14 protein-coding genes are annotated in these 17,800 nt (G+C 71.8%); 7 read left to right on the top strand and 7 right to left on the bottom strand.

Annotated elements, in window-relative coordinates; all coding sequences use genetic code 11:
- Positions 1 to 142: 142 nt before the first annotated feature.
- From ACI48I_RS14880 to ACI48I_RS14860, 5 genes are all read left to right on the top strand, one after another.
- Positions 143 to 640 (top strand): PXPV repeat protein, encoded by a 498-nt coding sequence (locus ACI48I_RS14880; protein ID WP_193686194.1) that lies wholly within the window; start codon positions 143 to 145, stop codon positions 638 to 640.
- Positions 641 to 766: 126 nt separating this feature from the next.
- Entirely contained in the window at positions 767 to 1,726 is a 960-nt protein-coding gene (locus tag ACI48I_RS14875; RefSeq protein WP_498574613.1) for a protein kinase domain-containing protein, read from the top strand.
- A complete protein-coding gene (locus ACI48I_RS14870) occupies positions 1,726 to 4,089 on the top strand; it encodes an FtsW/RodA/SpoVE family cell cycle protein (RefSeq protein WP_498574637.1) in 2,364 nt (787 codons plus the stop codon). The genes ACI48I_RS14875 and ACI48I_RS14870 overlap by 1 nt, the downstream gene beginning before the upstream one ends.
- The gene (locus ACI48I_RS14865; protein WP_498574612.1) at positions 4,059 to 5,627 is read left to right on the top strand and encodes a hypothetical protein; all 1,569 of its coding nucleotides are present in this window, start codon (positions 4,059 to 4,061) and stop codon (positions 5,625 to 5,627) included. Before ACI48I_RS14870 ends, ACI48I_RS14865 begins: the two co-directional genes overlap by 31 nt.
- A 2-nt stretch (positions 5,628 to 5,629) precedes the next feature.
- A complete protein-coding gene (locus ACI48I_RS14860) occupies positions 5,630 to 6,106 on the top strand; it encodes an SH3 domain-containing protein (RefSeq protein ID WP_498574611.1) in 477 nt (158 codons plus the stop codon).
- Here the strand turns inward: ACI48I_RS14860 and ACI48I_RS14855 are convergent.
- Complete coding sequence (locus ACI48I_RS14855) at positions 6,093 to 6,563, bottom strand: GNAT family N-acetyltransferase (protein ID WP_498574610.1); 471 nt, start codon at positions 6,561 to 6,563, stop codon at positions 6,093 to 6,095. The two genes, ACI48I_RS14860 and ACI48I_RS14855, sit on opposite strands and share 14 nt — an antisense overlap.
- A 67-nt stretch (positions 6,564 to 6,630) precedes the next feature.
- Between ACI48I_RS14855 and ACI48I_RS14850 the strand changes: the two genes are divergently transcribed.
- Both ACI48I_RS14850 and ACI48I_RS14845 read left to right on the top strand, forming a co-directional pair.
- Positions 6,631 to 7,578, top strand: coding sequence for a PP2C family protein-serine/threonine phosphatase (locus ACI48I_RS14850; protein WP_498574609.1), 948 nt, complete (start codon positions 6,631 to 6,633; stop codon positions 7,576 to 7,578).
- Between the two features lie 121 nt (positions 7,579 to 7,699).
- Positions 7,700 to 9,166 (top strand): FHA domain-containing protein, encoded by a 1,467-nt coding sequence (locus tag ACI48I_RS14845; protein WP_498574608.1) that lies wholly within the window; start codon positions 7,700 to 7,702, stop codon positions 9,164 to 9,166.
- A gap of 240 nt (positions 9,167 to 9,406) precedes the next feature.
- Here ACI48I_RS14845 and ACI48I_RS14840 read toward each other — a convergent pair whose 3' ends face one another.
- The 6 genes from ACI48I_RS14840 to ACI48I_RS14815 are packed head-to-tail and all read right to left on the bottom strand — an operon-like array spanning position 9,407 to position 17,781.
- Entirely contained in the window at positions 9,407 to 11,632 is a 2,226-nt protein-coding gene (locus ACI48I_RS14840) for an SUMF1/EgtB/PvdO family nonheme iron enzyme (RefSeq protein WP_193686199.1), read from the bottom strand.
- 10 nt (positions 11,633 to 11,642) lie between these two features.
- Positions 11,643 to 13,811 carry a hypothetical protein gene (locus tag ACI48I_RS14835; protein WP_498574607.1) on the bottom strand — a complete coding sequence of 723 codons (2,169 nt, stop codon included), beginning with the start codon at positions 13,809 to 13,811 and terminating at the stop codon, positions 11,643 to 11,645.
- Between the two features lie 31 nt (positions 13,812 to 13,842).
- A complete protein-coding gene (locus ACI48I_RS14830; protein WP_498574606.1) occupies positions 13,843 to 14,859 on the bottom strand; it encodes a hypothetical protein in 1,017 nt (338 codons plus the stop codon).
- Entirely contained in the window at positions 14,856 to 15,914 is a 1,059-nt protein-coding gene (locus tag ACI48I_RS14825; protein ID WP_498574605.1) for a hypothetical protein, read from the bottom strand. Before ACI48I_RS14825 ends, ACI48I_RS14830 begins: the two co-directional genes overlap by 4 nt.
- 2 nt (positions 15,915 to 15,916) lie before the next feature.
- Positions 15,917 to 16,471 carry a hypothetical protein gene (locus tag ACI48I_RS14820; RefSeq protein ID WP_498574604.1) on the bottom strand — a complete coding sequence of 185 codons (555 nt, stop codon included), beginning with the start codon at positions 16,469 to 16,471 and terminating at the stop codon, positions 15,917 to 15,919.
- Positions 16,468 to 17,781: a hypothetical protein gene (locus ACI48I_RS14815; RefSeq protein WP_498574603.1), complete on the bottom strand. Its 1,314-nt coding sequence runs from the start codon at positions 17,779 to 17,781 to the stop codon at positions 16,468 to 16,470. Before ACI48I_RS14815 ends, ACI48I_RS14820 begins: the two co-directional genes overlap by 4 nt.
- Between the last annotated feature and the right edge of the window lie 19 nt (positions 17,782 to 17,800).

Genomic DNA, 17,800 nt, shown 5'->3' with positions numbered 1-17,800 from the left:
AGAGGAATGTTACAGACTGCGGATCAGTTGTAATAATCTGTATTAGCAGATGGCGATCGCGGCGAGCAGGTCTATAGTTCACTTCATGCCCCGGCGTCGCAGTGATCATGTCGATCCTCGTTGAGGCAAAAAAGGAAAAGCCATGTTGAATAAAAAATGCTTTGGTGCGGTGATCCTGGCCGCTGTCGCCGTCTCGCCCTCGGCATTCGCTGGCGACCGCGGCACCAATACGGCGGTCGGCGCGGTGCTGGGCGCGGCAATTGGCGCCAGTGCCGGTGGCGGTGGCGGTGCCCTGGTGGGCGGCGTCCTCGGCGCAGCCGTCGGCAACTCGATCGGTGGCCACGACGACCGCCGTTACTACAACAACCGCGGCTACGCCTCGGTGGGTTACTACCAGCCGGCACCTGTCTACGTGCAGCCGCGTCCGGTCTATGTCGAGCCACGTCCGGTGTATGTCGAGCCACGTCCGGTATATGTCGAGCAGCCGCGCTACTACCGCGAGCCGGCAGTCGTGTATGTCGAACCGCGCGGCCGTCACCACGGCTGGGATCGTGGCCATGACCGCGGCTGGGACCGTGGCGACCGCGGCTGGGATCGCGGCGACCGTGGCTACCACGACCGCGACGGCTATCGCCGCTGATCCGGCCCTGCTGTCCCGGCAAGCAAGAACCGCGTCCCCGGACGCGGTTTTTTTACGTCCAGCGCTTTCTGTTTCCCCCCGCTAGGCCTGGGCGGCGGCGTCCTGGCCGCGTTCTCGGGGAAAAGCATGGTGCAAAGCGGCGACATCGTGACGCTCAAGGCGGGCCATTACCGGCTGCGCGCGCAGCTGGGGGGTTCGAGTTACGGTACGGTCTGGCGCGCCGAGCGCGACGGCCACCCGCCCGTCGCCATCAAGCTGGTCAACCGCGAGCAGATGGCCCGCGCCGAACCCGCCCTGCAAGCACGCTGGAGCGAATGCGCGGCGCGTGAGATCGCCTTCCTGAACGCCCTCGCACCTTGGGATGCGCGCCACATCGTGCGCCTGCTCGACCACGGCAGCCACGATGGCCTGCCCGCCATGGCCCTCGAACTGCTCGACGGCGACCTCGCCGCCCACGTGTCTGCGCAAGCCGCCGCCGGCCATTGCATCGGACTGGCGCAGGCGCTGGCCTGGATAGCCCAGGTGAATGCGGCGCTCGCGAAAGTGCACCAGCACGGCTGGCGCTACCTCGACCTGAAACCGGCCAACCTGCTGCTCGACGCCGCCACCGGCAGCCTGAAACTGGCCGACTTCGGCACCAACCGCAGGCTGGCCGACGCGGGCGCGCATTCCTACGCCGGCACCGCCAGCTGGCAGGCGCCGGAACAGTTCTTCCCTGCCCTGCCCGATGCGCCGCTGGGCTACCTGACCGACGCCAGGGCCGACTATTTCGCGCTCGGCGCCCTGTTTTATTATCTCGTCAGCGGCGGCGCGACCCTGCGTTATGCCAGTACCTGCGGCGAGGCCTTCCGGGCGCACGGCCGCGAAGGCGCGCTGAAACTGCGCGCCGCCTCCCTGCCGATCCTGGGCGAGGACGAAGCCGCGCGCTTTCTCGCCTGCGCAGCGGACGAAGGCGATGCCGGCGCCGCATTGCGCCTGCTGCGGCTGCTGCTCGCGCGCCGCCCGCAGGACCGGCCGCCGCACGCGCTGGCGATCAGCCGCCTGGTCGCGGCGGCCCAGGGGACCCGGCTGCGGAGGGCCGCGTGATGCGCGCGCACGGCCTGCGCACACTGGCCGCGGCCGCGCTCGCGCTGCTGTGCACCCTGCAGGCGCTGGCCCTGCTGCGCACGCCTCCGGCCTGGCTGCCCGCATCGATCGACGTCGTCCTGGCACCCGATGCCGCCACTGTGCTCGGACGCGCCGAGCTGGCCGCGCCGCAGGCGGCGGCTGCCCACCTGCGCCTGCGCCGCGATGCCCAGGGCGCCTGGTTTGCCGCCAGCGCCGGCGGCATGCAGGGCCTGCGCTTCGAGCGCGGCACGCTGCGGCTGCGCAGCGGGACCCGTGTCGTCCAGGCCGGCCAGGAATTCCAGCTGGGCGCGACGCATTACCGGATCGACGCGGCGGAGCGGCACATGGTTGCCTTCAGCGATGGCCTGCACGCCTGGTCCTACGATGGCGCCAGGCTGCGGCGCGACGGCGTGCTGCTGGCCGCGTGTCCCGGCGCAGGCCCTGGCGCACGCCTGCTCGGCCTGTGGAACCGCTGGGCGCCAACCCCGCTGACCGTTCAACGCCCCTTGCGCTTCGGCGGCAACCTGTCTTGCGGCACCGGGGTCGGCAACGCGGACGCGCCGGCCGGCAGCGCGCAGCTCGTCTTCGAGGACGGCGTGCCGGTCCTGGGCGCGGCCACCGGCGTCGAGCGCGTGCCCTTGCTGGTCGGCGAGCACGGCCTGGGGCTGGACCCAGCGGCGGACCTGGCGCTGGCGGAACAGCCCCTGGCCGGCGTCACCGCGCTGACGGTCGGGCGCACGCGCATGCTCCTCAAAGTCGAACAGGGGCTGCTGCGCCTGCGGCCAAGCGGCCGGGTCGCGCTCTTTCCGGAGGCGCGCACCGAACTGCCGCCAAACCTGCGCTGGCACTGGGAGCGGCGCGATGCCTGGGCCTGGCCGCCGGCCGCAAGCCCGTGGGCCGCCTTCTGCGGCGTCGCGGGCCTCGTGGCGGCGCTGTTCGTTGCCCGCACGCGCCATCGCAAGAACCCGTTCGAAGCCGCCCGCCTGGGCGCCGCCGTCGCCCTCGCCCTGGCCGGCCTCGGCCTGCTGCTGGCCCAGCGTGCGGGCAGCGCGCCCGGCGTGGCGGTGTCGCTGCTGCTGACCTGGGCGGCCCTGTGGCATGCCTTCGGCGCACGCGGCGCCGGCGCCGTGCTGCGGATCGGCGTGCTGCTGCTCGCCAGCGGCCTGCTGCTGCAGCTGGAACTGGGCAGCGGCGCACCCGATACCTCCTGGCTGCGCCACTTCCAGAAGACGGCCGCCGCCGCCACGCTCGGCCTGGGCCTGCTGGGCTGCGCCGGCCTGTTCGCCGGCGCCAGCTTGCCGCGCCAGGCCGGTGTCGAGTCGCTCCTGCTGCTGCTCGCCGGCGCCGCGCTCGCGGCCCTGCTGCTGCAGGTCGGCTGGGGCAACGAGACCGGCGTGTTCGACCTGCAGCCCGTGGAATTCGCGAAACTGGCCTTGACGGTGCTGACGGCGCACTGCGTCGCCCTCGGCCTGGGCGCGGGCGCGGTCGATGCCCAGCGCAAGGGGGGCGCCATCCTGCTGCGCTGGCTGCGCCTGGCCGCGCCGGCCCTGCTGTTCGTGCTGCTGCTGGCGGTCGCCCTGGTCCAGGTGGACGACTACTCTCCCCTGATCCTGCTGCTGGTCTGGGGCGCGGCGATGCTGCTGGCCTGGTCCTGCGCGGCGCGTCAACCCGGTCCCGCCCTGGCCGTGGCGGCACTGGCCGGCGCCTGCCTCGTCGGCCTCGTCGTCCTGCGCGGCGCGGCCCCGGGCGAGGTTGCGCAGTGGAGCTTTTATGGCGAGCGCTTCGGCGTCTGGCTCGATCCGCAGGCGCATCCGCACACCGGCCAGCAACTGCTGCTGGGCGCGCAGGCGATCGCGGACGGCGGCTGGCTTGGGGCCGACGGGCGCTTCGGCCTGGCGGCGCTCGGCCAGGGCGCGCTCGAGGCGCTGGCGATCCCCGCGGTACAGGACGATTTCGCACCTTCCTTCCTGCTGCAGCGCCACGGCCTGGCGGCGGCGCTGGCGCTGTGGGCGCTGCAGGCGCTGTTCCTGTGCGCGCTGCTGGGGGCGGCATGGCAGGCGTGGCGGCTTGGGGCCACGGCGCGCGACTACCGGCAGGCCTGGCTGGGACGCTTTCGCTGTTTCGTGCTGTGCGGCGGCGCGGCCTTCGTGTTCGGCCACTTCCTGCTGTCCTGGGGCACCAACCTCGCCTTCTTCCCGATCATGGGCCAGCCGATGAGTTTCCTGTCCGCCGGCGGCTCGCACCTGCTGTTTTTCATCTTCCCCCTGCTAGCCCTGGGCAGCACAGCCCACACAATCGAGGAGAACCCGCCATGCCGGTCTACGTCCAACACGAAACCCTGAACCGCGTCAGCGACGTGTTCAATGCCGAAGCGCTGTGGCAGGCGCCCGGCCTGGCCCTGCTGAACCGCCGCCCATTCCTGCGCGACCTGCTGGAACGGGCCCCGCGCGAACAGCGCGGCCGCGCCGCCACCCGCTGCTTTTCCCACGTCACCCTGGTGCTGCCGCAGGACGAGGTCGACGACGACCGCCACCTGACCCGCGGCGCCCGCGTGCGCGACCTGGCGCAGACCCTGCAGGCCCTGCACCAGAAGGATTTCGGCGACCTGCTGGGACAGGACGAGGTGCGCTACCACGTACTCGGTTCGGACGACCTGGAACCGGGCCAGGTCGAAGTCAAGTTCGGGCACGCCGTCTACTTGCCGGCGCCGGGCGAAGAAGTGCTGTACACGGCCAGCGTCTCGCGCGACAGCGCCATCTGGCAGCCGGTCTGCCCGGTCTATCCGAACCAGCGCCTGACCGTGCTCGGCGCCGACAGCGCCCGCGCCACCCACGCCGTGCCGGGCTGGCCGTTCGCCGCGGACGGCAACATCCTCCTCATCAACGACGGCCCCGATGCGCCGCCCGAAGTGCAGGTCCGCCCAAAAGAAGCATTCGACTGCGCTTTCGACGCCGCCGGCGGCTACTACACGATCCGCGCCCGCGGCACCGAGACCGCGGGCGCGCCGGCCCGGCTGCTGCTGAAGCTGACGCCTGCGCGGCCGGTGCCGCTCGCCGTATCCTTACAGCCATCGCCGTCCGTGGGCGCGCCGCCGGCGCCGCGCACGCCCGCCGTCTGGAAGACGCGCGCCCCGACCCTGGACGATGCCGAGCTGACCGCGGTGCCGGTCCTGCACCGGGCTGCGGCCGCCGCCGCGCCGGTCCCGGTCGGCCAGGACGCCACCTACGCGCCGGTGATGCGCCAGCGCGTCAGCCTGGCCGCGCTGGCCCTGCCGCGCCTGTCGCGCTACCGCGACACGGGCGCCGCCGCCATCGAATTCGGCATCACGCGCGACCTCGCAGTCGGTCCCGTCGCCGCCGACGGCCTGCTCGGCTTCGCCCTCGACGCGAGCGATGCGGTCCACGCGATCACGGCCGACGGCCGCCAGCGCATCCCGGTGCCGAGCCGCTTCGCGCCCGTGGACGGGGTCGACGTGCGCGTGCTCGCCCCAGGCCCGCAGATGGCGGAGCGCTACAGCGCCATCGTCTGCCTGCCGCAGGCCCCGGGATTGCCGGTGCTCGGCGGTACGCGTCACGTCTTCGGACGGGCAGCGCCGACGCTGGCCGGCCTGCGCGTACTCGACGCCGGCTGCCTGCGGGGCGCCGACGGGGTGGACGCGGGCGGCGCCGACCGCCTCGGCCTGTCGCGCAATGCCTTCGGCTTCGAGGCCGGTCCGGAAGGCTACCGCGTGACGCGCGAGTCGGCGACCCAGGCCCTGTACCACCTGGACGAGCGTTTCGGCTTCGTGGCGACGATCGAGCCGGCGCCGGGCGAAGCCTATGTGCTGCCGCTCGGGCACCACATCGTGGCCGGCCATTACGTGCTGCGCGTCGAGGCCTGAACATGTCCGCGCCCTCGCATCCGCCCCTGCTTCTGCTGGCTTGCGGCGGCGCCGCCCTGCTGCTGACGCTGGTGCTGGCGGCACGCTGCACGCCGCGCGCCTGGTGGCGCCGGCCGAACGCGCGCGCCCTGGCGGTACTGGTGCTGGGTACGGGCCTGATCGGCGGCGCGCTCTGGGCCTGGCTGGCACCGCGCGCGCCTGTGTCTGTGTCTGCGCCTGCGCCCGTGCAGGCCGCGCTTGCCGTGCCGGCCGCCGGGCACAGCTATCGGGTCGCCGACGCGCTCAACCTGCGCGCGGCGCGCGGGGTCGGTGCGCCACGCGTGCTCGTGCTGGCGGCCGGCTCGACGGTGCAGGCAACGGGACAGCGCGACGGCGACTGGTGGCAGGTCACGGCGAACGCGGACGGCCAGCGTTACGAAGGCTGGGCCAGCAGCCTGTGGCTGCGCCGCGCCGACGAGCGGCGGCCTAGCGGGGAATGAAGCGCATCGGGTTGAAGTACAGGCCCTTGACGCACTGGGTCGGGGCCGTCCGTTCGAAGCCGAAGGCTGCATAGACCGGCACCGCGTAGTTCGACGCGTTGACCGTGAAGACGCCGCTGCCGCCGCGTGCCAGGCTGGCGGCGCGCGCGACCTCCCATAGCCGGCGCGCCAGTCCCTGGCGATGCCAGCGCTTGTCGATAAACAGGTGGAAGACGTGGCTGTTGTCGCGGATCGCGATGAAGCCGGCGATGTCGTCGCCGTCGACGGCGACATGGTAGACGTGGCCGGCGGCGATATAGCCGCGCATGCCCGCTTCGTCGTTCTCGCGCAGGAAGGTGCATGCGCCTTCCTTGCTCGATTCGTGGACAATGAATTCGCTGGCGCTTGCGCGCAGCAGGCGTGCACAGGCGGGCAGGTCGGCGATGTCGAGCGGGCGAATCAAGGTGGGGCAGATCACGATTGCGTGCGGGCTGTGCTAAAACGATAACTTACCATACGATATGCCACCGATGGGGACCGAAACAATGCTTGAAAGCGTGAACGGCGGACGCTGGCTGGACCTGGCCGCGGGCAGCCGGATCGGCGCCGGCCCGGTGCAAAGGCAGGAAAACCAGGACAACTACCTGGTCATCGACGGTGCGGGCCGTGCCAACTTCCTGCGCAGCGGCCAGGGCGCATCGGCGCAAGTCGGGGGCTGGCCGCCGGGCCAGCTGCGCCTGGCCGTGATGGACGGCATGGGCGGCCACGGCCACGGACGCGAGGCGGCCGAACTGGTCGCGGCCGGCCTGCTCGCGATTCCGGCCTGTAGCGAGCTCGCCGCCCTCTCGCATCATCTCGAGCAGCTGCACTTCGCACTGCAGGGCCGCTTCGACGCCCTGCACGAAGCCGGCCCCCGTCCCGGCACCACGCTGACCATGCTCGAGATCCCGCCGTCCGGCAGCCCCCTGCTCTGGCATGCGGGCGACTCGCGCCTCTACGAAATCACGCAGGCGGCGGCCGCGCCGCTCACCGTGGACCACGTGCCGGCCACCGTGCTGGCAATGGCGGGAATGCTCGACGAAGCGGCCTGGTGGCGCCACGTGCACGGCAGCCATGCGCCCCAGATTGCCCAGGCCTTCATCCTCGGGAATACTCTGGTCGATCCCGCGCGCCTGGACGATGGCCTGGTCGGACTGGACGCCGCCACGCTGCCGCCCTGGCTGCGCGCCCTGCCCGACCGCCGCGCGATCGAACTGCGGCCCGACGCGACTTACCTGCTCGCCACCGACGGCTTCTGGTCCTGCCGCGATCCGGCGGAATTCGTCGCGCGCTGGCCACGGCTGTTCGCGCGCGGCGATGCGCAGGCCGGGCTGGAGGCCCTGTTCGCCGAGATGGAAGAACGCCCGCCGGTGGGCCTGCAGCCGGACAACCTCACCGCCATCGTGCTGCGCCTGCGCCAGGGCGGGCGCGACGAGACCGCGCTGCCGGCTTAGGTAAAGCTCGGCAGTTACTTTACAATATGAAATAATGCGTTAAATCAACTTCAAGCGGCCGCTAGCGCGCGCCACGGCTGGGCGAATCCGCGTAAGCTTCCCCGGTCCACAAGGCCCTTCCATGAACCGTTGCAGCCATCCCGATCATCCGCATTGCACCGTCTGGGTGATGCCAGGAGAGAGCGCCTGCGCGCACGGCCATCCTCAGCTGCCTGCGCAAGCCGACGCTCCCGAGGCGGACGCAGCGCTTGCCGCCCCGGCTGCCGTGCGTCCGCACCTGCACGCGAGCGGTTTCGATCCGCGCGCCGCCGGCGGCCGCCAGGTGCTGAAACTCGAGCTGCGCGGCATGCCGCCCGACTGCGCGCCCCAGGTCACCCTGCTGGCCAGTTCGCGCCTGCAGCTGGAAAACGGCGAGCGCCACACTTTCAATCGCACCGTGCGCGGCGAATGGCTGCCGGTCTTCCTCGAATTTTCCTCGCGCGGGCTGGAACACGGCCAGTACCGCATCGAAGTCGAGCTGCACAGCCGCGCGCAGGCCCCGGGCGGCAGTGCGCGCACCTGGATTGCGACCCTGCTGATCCTCGCCCCGCGCGCCGACGCCAGCCTGAGCGAAATCCACCAGACCTTCCTTGCAACCCACAAGAACGTGCGCGTGCAGGCGGACGACGCCTCGATCGCGCGCGTCAAGGCGCGCACCGGCGGCGGCCGGCTCGACATCGACCTGCGCGCGACGAACGCCGGCATCGCCCACCTCGACCTCGATGCCACCGCCGCCGGCAAGATCGACCTGGGCTTTTCCAGCATCGCCTGGGACGAAGACCTGCTCGAGATCGACGTGCCGGCCCAGGCCGCGGCCCACCCCTGCCCGGCGGCCACGGCCTGCCTGGTGCTGGGAGAAACGCCCGATGTGCAGCGCCCGCGCTACCTGCGCCTGTTCGCGCTCGACGAATGCGTGCTGGGACGCGATGAATCGGGCTTGAACGGCGCCGGTGCGATCGATGCCGACATCCGCCTGATGCACCATGGCGAAGCCGGCCTCATGCCCGAGGGCCTGACGCGGCGCATCTCGGGCCGCCACGCGCTGCTCCGGCGCGGACGCGAAGGTTTCGAGATCGAGGACGTGTCGCGCTATGGCCTGCTGGTCGACGGCGTCTGGCCGGGCAAGCATGCGCCGGTGGCCCTGCGCCCCGGCATGCGCATCGAATTCACCGCCAGCATCCCGGGGGTGGCCGTGCTCGAAGTCACGGCGGTGCTGCCGAACGCCATCATCCTGCAGCGGCTCGACGCCGGCATGGATCTGGAAGCCTTTTACCTGATGGACCCGGAGCGCAAGCCGGACATCACGCCGCGCCTCGGCGCGCTCGGGCTGCCGCTGCTGTTTCACCGGGATGGCGGCTTCTGGCACCTCGATCCGGCCAGCGGCATCGAGACGCCGCTCACGCCGACGCTGGCAACCGGGAACCTGAGCGCCTGGCCGGCCGGGGCGCGCTTTGCCGCCCGGCCGTATCCGGAACACCGGAACGGGCCGTCCACGCTGGTGCTGCGCCAGCAGGAACGCAGCGCGCACGGGCGCCGCGCCAGCGCCTGAGGCGCCTGCGCTTCTGCTGCCGCGTCTACACTGCTAGTGCCCTTGCGTCAGCATCACGACGAAGATCAGGCCGCAGCCGGCAAGCAGCGCCGCCTGTAGCGCGAAGACAATCGCGGGGATGCGCAGCTCTTCGGGGATTTTCATGGCGCCCTCCTGGGTGCGATAAAAAGACCGTTTACACCCGATTAGCCTACTCTTGCCAGCTCCCGACCCGCGCACGCTAGCTGCAGGAAACAGCCGTCAGGACGGCTCCCCTTCGTCTGGATCCTGGGGCAACTCGCGCACGACCCGGAAACCCACGATATCGTTCGCCATCACGGCCGAAAAGCCGTTCCTCAGCGCCGAGCGCAGGTAGCGCGGGTTGTAGAGCCAGGAGCCGCCGCGCAGGATGCGGCGCGCGCGCTCGCCTCCGGTTTCCCAGGCGCTGCCGTCGAGCGGCGCGCCTTCGTAGCTGTCGTGCATCACGTCCTGCACCCATTCCCAGACATTGCCGTGCATGTCGTGCAGGCCCCAGGGATTCGGTGCGAACAGGGTGACGGGCGTGGTGCCGCGCCGGTACTCGCCGCGCGCGCCGCCGTTCCAGGTGAAATTGCCGTCGTAGTTGGCAAGCGAGGTGTCGATCGCGTCGCCGAAGCTGAAGGCGGTTCTGGTGCCGGCGCGGCAGGCGTATTCCCATTCCGCTTCGCTCGGCAGGCGGTAGCGCCGGCCGGTGCGCTCGCTGAGCCAGGCAAGGTAACGCTGGGCGTCGCCCCAGGTCACGCCGACCACCGGGTGGGCATCGGTCTGCGCGAAGCCCGGCGCGGCCCAGTCGACTTCGCCGTCGGGCTGCCAGCCGGTCGCCTCCACGAAGGCGCGCCATTCGCCGACCGTGACCGGGTAGCGCCCGATGGCGAAAGGCCGCGCGATGCCGACCCAGTGCTGGGGCGTCTCGCGCGCCAGCCAGTTCTTCTGGGCGCCGCAGGCCATGGCGATCCTGCGCTCGTGTTCCGGTGAGCCCATCTGGAAGCGGCCGGCGCGCAGCACGACCAGTTCCGGTCCCTCGCCCTCTCCTTCCAGGAAGCGGTCGCGCAGCAGCGTGGGCGGCTCGATCGCAGGCCGGGTCGGCGCGGCCGCTTCCTGGGGCGCGGGCTGGGTGCGCGACCGTTCCTGTTCGGCCAGGTAGGCCGCGGCCGCCCTGGCCTGCAGGGCCTTGCGCTGGGCCTCGTCCTGGGCCTGCCGCGTCTTCGCCACTTCCTCGGCGCGCCGTGCGGCGAGCTGCTCGCGCAGGGCTTCGCGGCGCACGCGGCGCGCGACTTCGGCTTCCGCGCGTTCGCGCTTCTGCTGTTCGCGCAGGCGCTGGCGGGCGGCCTGGGCGGCCGCTTCGATGGCCTGCCGGGCAGCAGGTTCGAGGGCCGGATCGGGTGCCGGGGCCGCAGGCGCTGCGTTCCCTGGCACGGTTTCTTCGGCCGGCGCGGCGGTCGAAGGCAGGCTTTCCTCAGGCGCCTGCGCCTGCGCGCCAAGCCGCTCGAGCAGCACCGAGACGCTTTCCGGGCGCGCCGCCGGGTCCTGCGCCAGTCCGCTGCGCAAGGCTTCCCATTGCGCGTCGTCCAGCAGCTCGGGACGCGCCGCTGCGCCGCTCGCCGGCGCCGCCATGCCCGACACCATCTGGTGCACCATCACCGCCACCGAATACACGTCCAGCGCGCGCGAGGGCACGGCGCCCGGCCTGCCCGCTTCCGGCGCGCGGTAGCCCGGCGTGCCCGACAGCGCCGGTGCCTCGGTCAGCGTGCGCCCGCCGGCACGCGCACGCGCCGCGATGCCGAAGTCGAGCAGCTTGACGTCGCCGCGCGCGGTGACGAATACATTGCCCGGCTTGATGTCGCGGTGGACCAGGCGGTGCCGCTCCCAGGCATAGTCGAGGGCGGCGGCGACGGGACGCAATATCTGCAGCGTGCGCGCCAGCGGCAGCGCGCCCTCGCGCGCCAGCAGGCTGTCGAGGTCTTCGCCCTCGAGGCATTCCATGATCACGAAATAGCTGCTGGTAGCCGGGTCCTGGGCCCAGTCGTAGACGCGCACGATGTGTTCGTGCGCCAGGCGCCGGGCGCGCGTGGCTTCCTGCACCAGCAGGCGGGCGTGGCCCGAACTTTCCGTCAGTTCCGGCGACAAGATTTTCAATGCGACCTGGGCGCTGTGGCCCAGCTCGGCGTGGGTGGCGAGATCGGTCGCCTGCCAGACCTGGCCCATGCCGCCCAGCGCGATCAGGCGCTCGAGGCGGTAGCGGCGGTTCGGCGGGCCCACCTGCTGGCCCGCCATCAGCCCGAGTTCGGTGCCGCGCGCGGGCGCGGATGCGGCCGCCGCTGCGCCTTGTGGCGAACTATGGGCGGCGTCGAGGATGGCGTTCTTGCGCTGGTCGAACTCCTGGCGGCTCAGCAAGCCGTCCTCGTGCAGGGCACGCAGTTCGCGGATCTTGTCGATGGCTGTTTGCATCGGGCCTGGGTCAGTGCAGCGGCGCGCCGCAGGCGCCGCAGAAGCGGTCCTCGCTACGCACCGGGTGGCCATGGGTGCATTGCCGGGCCTGCGCGACGCCGCTTGCGACCTGCGCCTGCGCGCCGAGGGCCGCCTTGTTCACGTCGTTCTGCAGCGCCAGCAGGTCGAGCTGGTGGCGCCGGTCCTTGTCGACCTCGATCTCGCGCCGCACCCGTTCGCGCTCGAGCGCCTCCTGCGCCAGCCGCGCCGCGTCCAGCGCGCTGACGGCGCCGCCGGCGGCCACCACCCCGGCCAGGGCCGCCAGCTGGTCCGCATCCATGGTCGCGTGCACCCGGGTTTTCAGGTAGTCGGCCAGCACGGCCGCATTCGGGGCGGCGGCCACGGCCAGCTTGGTCGTGTCGTCGAGCTGGCCGAGCGATTCGGCGCGCGCGATCTCCATCCGCGCCAGGTCCAGCGCATGCGCCAGCTGGGCCGCGCGTTCGGCGCGTTCGGCGCCCATGCGGCGCAGTTCGTGCTGCCAGTTCGCTTCCTGCTCGGCGCGGCGCTGCTGGTGGCGGCGCTCCTCGCCCAGCAGCTCCACCTCCTTCTCCGCGCGCGCCTGGCGCTGCTCGGCCTCGATCGTGCGCAGCAGCTTTTCGTGCTGGGCGAGCGCTTCCTGCCGGCCGCCGTCACGGCGCAGCGCCGCGATTTTTTGCCGGACGCCTTCCGCTTCCAGGTCTTCGCCGAGCACCTGTTCACGTACCCGGGCCTGGCCCTGCAGCTCGAGCCATTCCTCTTCGCGTTCGAGCGCGCGGCGGCGCGCCGTGTTGGCCAGCACGACCAGCTCGAACTGCGCCTTGTGTTCCTCGTCGTCGAGCGCGCGTGCCCGGCCCGCGGCGGCTTCTTCGGCTGCGCGCAGGCGTGCCAGCTCCGCACGCTGGCGCGAGGCGTCCTCGATTTCCCTGGCCTGCTCGACCTTGTTGCGGATCTGCTGGGTGAGCAGCTGCTGCGCAAAGCGCTGGCGCGCCAGGGTGCGCGCCTGCAGCGTTTCCTGCTGCGCCACTTCGAGCGCGCCGCGCATGCGGATGCCGGCCAATGCCTGCAGGTGCGCCCACTCGGCCTGTTCGCCCGCGCGCTGGCCGCGCTTCTGCGCCAGTTCGTGCTCGAGTTCCGCCAGGATTTCGCCGGCCCCGCGCTCGACGGCTTCGCGGCGCGAGGTCGATTCCGCGATGCGCGCATACAGGTCGAGTTCGCGCGCACGCACGGCCTGCGCGCGCTCGGCATTCGCCAGTGTCAGTTCTGCGCGGTCCAGGGTCTCGTCCTGGCGCAGTTCCAGGCGGCGCAGGCGCAGGCGCGCGGCCTGCTCTTCGCGCGTGATCCGGTGCCACTCGTTTTCGTCATACAGTTCTTCGAGCTGGCGCGCGTGTTCCATTTTCACGCGGCGTTCGTCGGCCGCCAGCCACAGGGTGCCGATGCGCGCGCGGTTGGCGTCGAATTTGTCGTGGCGCAGGGCCAGCGTGTCGACTTGCACGACGCCGAGCCCGTAGTCCGCCAGCAGCATGCGCAGCGCGCCCTGCAGGCGCTCGTCGAATTCGGGGCGCAGCGAGTCCGTTTTGGCCATCTCGCGCAGCGAGCGGGCGCCGACGAATTCGGCCGCCAGCTGGCGCACCGCGGGCAGCAGCAGTTCGCGCAGCTGGACAACGGTCACCGTGCCCGGCATGGTCATGAAATGGCGCGCAAAGGCGGGCACGTTTTCGATGCGCAGGCTGACCGTGAACCGGGCGCCGACCGCCAGGTGTTCCGCAGTCTGCAGATCGTCGAAGCTGAACTCGACCGGCAGCGCGTTCGTGCGCGTGACCAGGATCTCGGCGTGGCCGTCGCGCAGCAGGTGGTTCAGGCGCGAGAAGAAGCCTTCGATTTCGTACTCGCCCTGGGGCACTTCGGTGGCCTGGTCTCCCTGCAGGATGTAGGCGCGCGCCGTGGCCGGCACGCGCAGGGTTTTCACGAAGATGCCCGACAGCGCGCGCACGCCGAAGAACACGGCCAGTTCGTCGGGGCCGGCGATCCAGCGGTTCTCGACCAGCACCGGCGTGCGCGGTGCGCCCAGCGTGATGCCGCAGGCCGCGCAATAGCCGGCGCCGCCCGCATTCCTGTGCTCACAACGCGGGCATTTGCTGCCAAGACCGAACATCTGGACCATGATCCGACTCCATTTTCAGGTGATACCGATTCTAAATGATCCCGATCCGCTCGACGCAGACCAGGCTCGCGCCTTTCGCGCGCAGCGCGTCGGCCAGGCCGGGGGGCAGCTGCGCCTCCCAGGCGCGCGGCAGCAGGACGCGGTCGCCCGGCAGGACTTCGCGCTCGATCAGCGCGCACTTGGGCCCCAATCCCTCGACCGTCTCCACCAGTCCCGCATGCCAGGCCTTCGATGCGCCGCTGGCGATGATGCGCCCGCGCGGCACGAATTCGCGCCCGCGCGCCAGGCGGTCGGCGAGCACCAGGGCCAGCTCGTACGAGGCGCCGTGCAGGCCGTCCTGGCCGAAGCGCACCGTGGTGCGCCAGCGTGCGTGCTCCTGGCCGTCGAAGTGGCGCGCGCCGGTCAAGGCCTGGCGCACGGCCTGCTGGCGCACCCCATCCAGGCCGGGCGCCGCGATCGCATCGTCGCCCTGCGCCTCGCCCTCGGCCAGCGGGTAGACGCTGACCTCGACCCAGCACAGGCTGTCGTTGATGCCGCCGCTGTGCAGCGGGAACCAGGCGCGCGCGCTCGACACCGAGGCCGCCGCATCCGGCTGGCCGGACAGGGCGCCGAGATGCTGCAGGTGGCCGGGCCCGCCGCGCAGGGCGCCGGCAGGGAGATCGGGGACGTCGTGCCCGTCGATGCGGCCGCGCTGCCAGTCTTCCGACCAGCCGTTCGCGACCATGCCCGGGGCCGCCACAACCAGGCCGCGCACCGCGCGGTCGGCCAGCACCACGGCCAGTTCCCAGTCGCGTTCCTGGGAAGCGGGCGCGCGGTCCATGCTGATGACGACCTGGTCGCGGCTGTCGTAGCGCGCTTCGGTATGGCGCGCCAGGCGCGCCACCAGCGCCATGCGCGCCGCCAGCTGCGGTGCGCCGGGTGCGCTGCACTTCACCTCGGCGCGGCCGGCGCGCGGCCGCCGTGTGGCGGTGACGGTGACGAAGCTGCCGTCCCGCAGGCGGCTGCGCAGGTCGACGCTGTCGGGACGTCTCGAGGCTGGGCCGTTCATGCGGCCTCCTCGTCGAGCGTCACCCGCTTGCGTTCGGCGAGCGCCTGTTCGAGGTTGGCGACGATGCGGTCGGCTTCGTCGAAGAGCAGGTCCAGGCCTTCGTCGTCGGCCCGCTCGAGCCGTGCCAGCAGGGCCCAGGCTTCATCCAGCGCAGCTGCGGCACGAACGCTGTGGCGGGCCCGGCGCGCCTGGCTGTCCAGGTCGAGCGGCTGGCCGGGTGCGGCCAGGCCGAGCGCCGGCATGGTCGATGCCGCCAGGCAGACCAGGTCGAGCCGCTGCAACAGGGCCTGCTGCTGGCGGAACAGGTCCTGCCCCTGCGGCAGCGAGGCCTGGCGCACGCGGCACATGACGCAGGGCAGTTCCAGGAACAGGCGGCGCAGCGCACGCGCGTCCGCGCCGCTTGCCTCGGCCACTCCGGGCGCCGAGGCCGTAGCATGCAAGGCTTGCGCGGGCGGCACCGTCACTGCGCCGGCGGCGGCACGTCCGGCGAGCTCGCGCGCGTAGTCGCGCGTCCCGGCCAGGTCGACCGGCACGCAATCGTCGACGGTGAGGCCGAAGCGGGTGTAGAGCAGCTGGTTGAAGCCGGCGCGGAAGGCGTTCCACTCGTCCAGGGTCGTGCAGGGCGGCAGTTCCAGGTTACCCTGGGCGAGTTCGCGCTGCAGCGCCGCTTCGATGCCCGCGGCCAGCGCAGCGAGCGCCAGCTCGCCCGCCCCTTCGCTGGCCAGGAACAGGTCGAAGCGCTGCTGGGTCATGCGCGGATCCGGGCTGTCGATCGCGAAATGCAGGCGCAGCCCGATCTCGGGCGCGGCGGCAAACGGCACCAGGTCGCAGCCGTAGGGACCAGGATGGAAGCACCAGCCGGCGTCCCCTTCGGCCAGCACCATGCGCCCGCCGGCGCCGATGCGGCGCGTGTGGCCGCTCGAGGAGACCGCGACGCCGACCGCGCCGGGCGGCACGCTGCAGCCGGAAGCAATCGGACGCGCGATCGCCTCCACGCCGAGTCCCGCCGCATCGAAGGCCGGCGCGCGCGCCATGCGTTTGAAAATATCGAGCATCGTCAATTTGCCGCCTGTATGCTGAAGATTGCGCCGTGGCGCTGGAAGTGGGACGCCGGCTCGTCCGCGAAGGGCCAGGCCGCTTCGAGCTCGCCGTCGCTGTCGAGGCGGCCCGCCAGCAGTTCGGCCCCGGCGCCGTCGACCACGCGCAGCAATGCAGCCGCGCGCAGCAGGCGGGCCGCAAAGGGCGCCTCCGGCATCAGCTGCAGGATCACGCGGCGTTCGGCCCCGCTGCCGACGAAATGCAGGCGCCAATGGCCGTCGTCGGTCGCCAGTTCGGACAAGGCCTGGCCGCTGTCGGCCGCGCGCAGCATGCCGACGCTGCCCTGCCAGGCGTCATGCGCGGCGGCGCGGCGCTCGAGCGCCAGGGTACGCAGGCGGCGCGTGGTCAGCGGCGAGGCCTGCAGCGCGGCGCGTTCGGCCGGCCGCAAGGGACGGCTGCCGTCGAGCGCGGCGCGCAGCACGGCGTCGGCCAGCATCAGGCGGTCGCCCTCGACGCGCGGCGCCAGCAGCAGGCGCTCGCGCAGCTTGCCATCGATATCGCTGGTAGTCTTCATTCGTTTCTCCCTTTCGAGGGTGCGGCTGCGCTCAGGCGCGCGATGGCCGCGTCGCGCCGCTTGCGCAGGGTCGGCAGCGAGACGGCATCGAGCGCCGCCAGCTGGGCCATGGTCGGCAGGCCATTTGTGGCGGGGTCGCGCCATGCGTCCGGATAGCTGTCGTCGTCCGGCCCGAGCAGCTTCAGATAGACCGCCAGGCGCACCGCCAGCGAGTCGTCCGCCAGCATGCGTGCACTCCAGCTGCCCGGGTCCTGGGCCGCGCCCGCCACGATTACAAAGTGGGGGGGCAGTGAAACCGACTGCGCACGCTGGGCGTGGAGCGGCTCGCCGTCGGCCGCCTCGGCCGGTTCGGCCGGTTCGGCTGCCCGCGCCGCGTCGGGTTCGTCCTCCAGCGCGTCCAGGATCAGGTCCGGCCCCGGCGTGCCGCATGCGCCAGACCCGGCCTCCGATTCGTCCAGCACCCGCCAGTAATCCTCGAGCCAGGCGGCCGAGGTGTCGGCGTCCTGCAGCCAGTCGCGGTCGCGGTTGGCGGACAGGGTTTCGTATTCGCCGATCTCGGCCAGCATCTCGCCGATCTTGACTGCATTGTCCTTCAGGCTGTCGAAGCGCTTCGAACGCGTGTGCAGCGGACCGGGCGAGCCCGTGAACCGCTCCAGCGTTGCGCTCCAGCGCAGGATCCATTCGGGACGGCAGCCGGCGATCGAGGCCAGCTGGCGCACTTCGATCGGCAGCGCCGTCTCGAGCGGCCGCCCGAGGATGGCGCCGACCTGGACCCGGTGCTCGCGCCAGTTGCCGAACAGGCGGGCGATCTCGCCATAGGCCGTGTCGAGCATGCGGTAGGCGTAGATGCGGTTCGGGCTGCAGGGACGGCCGCAGGCGGCCTGGTAATTGTCGGCGTCGACCTTGTCGCGCAGAAGCGCGAACATGTCGTTGACCTTCTTGCGCAGCAGCGCTTCGCCGCCGGGCTGGCGCCAGAAGCCGGGCACGCGTGCGTGTTCGCCGGCCAGGGCCGTTCTGAACGCCGCCCAGTCGGACGGGCGCGCCGCCAGTTCATAGGCCAGCAGCAGGGCCAGCTCGGCGACGCTGTCGCCATAGCTGTTGCCGGCCGCCTGGGCACGCACGCTGCGGCCCGCAGCGTGCAGGCATTCGGCCAGCAGGTCGACGTACAGGGCCAGCGCCTCGCCTGCGGGCGCGGGCGCCAGCAGTTCGCCCGGATCGCAGCGCTTGAAAACCTCGAGCGAGCACTGGCCAAGCAATTTGCGCACCTGTTCCCACCCCGGCTCCTGATACCGGGTTCCCGGCAAACGCATACCTTCCTCTTGTGTTGAT

The organism is Massilia sp. LXY-5 (genome assembly GCF_059801075.1).
The sequence above is the reverse complement of the archived record's forward strand: the minus strand, read 5'-3'. Positions and strand labels throughout refer to the sequence as shown.

Bases quoted from the DNA above. Each gene is read 5' to 3' on its own strand.
- ACI48I_RS14880 (WP_193686194.1), top strand. From the start codon at position 143: ATGTTGAATAAAAAATGCTTTGGTGCGGTGATCCTGGCCGCTGTCGCC.
- ACI48I_RS14875 (WP_498574613.1), top strand. From the start codon at position 767: ATGGTGCAAAGCGGCGACATCGTGACGCTCAAGGCGGGCCATTACCGG.
- ACI48I_RS14870 (WP_498574637.1), top strand. From the start codon at position 1,726: ATGCGCGCGCACGGCCTGCGCACACTGGCCGCGGCCGCGCTCGCGCTG.
- ACI48I_RS14865 (WP_498574612.1), top strand. From the start codon at position 4,059: ATGCCGGTCTACGTCCAACACGAAACCCTGAACCGCGTCAGCGACGTG.
- ACI48I_RS14860 (WP_498574611.1), top strand. From the start codon at position 5,630: ATGTCCGCGCCCTCGCATCCGCCCCTGCTTCTGCTGGCTTGCGGCGGC.
- ACI48I_RS14850 (WP_498574609.1), top strand. From the start codon at position 6,631: ATGCTTGAAAGCGTGAACGGCGGACGCTGGCTGGACCTGGCCGCGGGC.
- ACI48I_RS14845 (WP_498574608.1), top strand. From the start codon at position 7,700: ATGAACCGTTGCAGCCATCCCGATCATCCGCATTGCACCGTCTGGGTG.
- ACI48I_RS14840 (WP_193686199.1), bottom strand. From the start codon at position 11,632: ATGCAAACAGCCATCGACAAGATCCGCGAACTGCGTGCCCTGCACGAG.
- ACI48I_RS14835 (WP_498574607.1), bottom strand. From the start codon at position 13,811: ATGGTCCAGATGTTCGGTCTTGGCAGCAAATGCCCGCGTTGTGAGCAC.
- ACI48I_RS14830 (WP_498574606.1), bottom strand. From the start codon at position 14,859: ATGAACGGCCCAGCCTCGAGACGTCCCGACAGCGTCGACCTGCGCAGC.
- ACI48I_RS14825 (WP_498574605.1), bottom strand. From the start codon at position 15,914: ATGCTCGATATTTTCAAACGCATGGCGCGCGCGCCGGCCTTCGATGCG.
- ACI48I_RS14820 (WP_498574604.1), bottom strand. From the start codon at position 16,471: ATGAAGACTACCAGCGATATCGATGGCAAGCTGCGCGAGCGCCTGCTG.
- ACI48I_RS14815 (WP_498574603.1), bottom strand. From the start codon at position 17,781: ATGCGTTTGCCGGGAACCCGGTATCAGGAGCCGGGGTGGGAACAGGTG.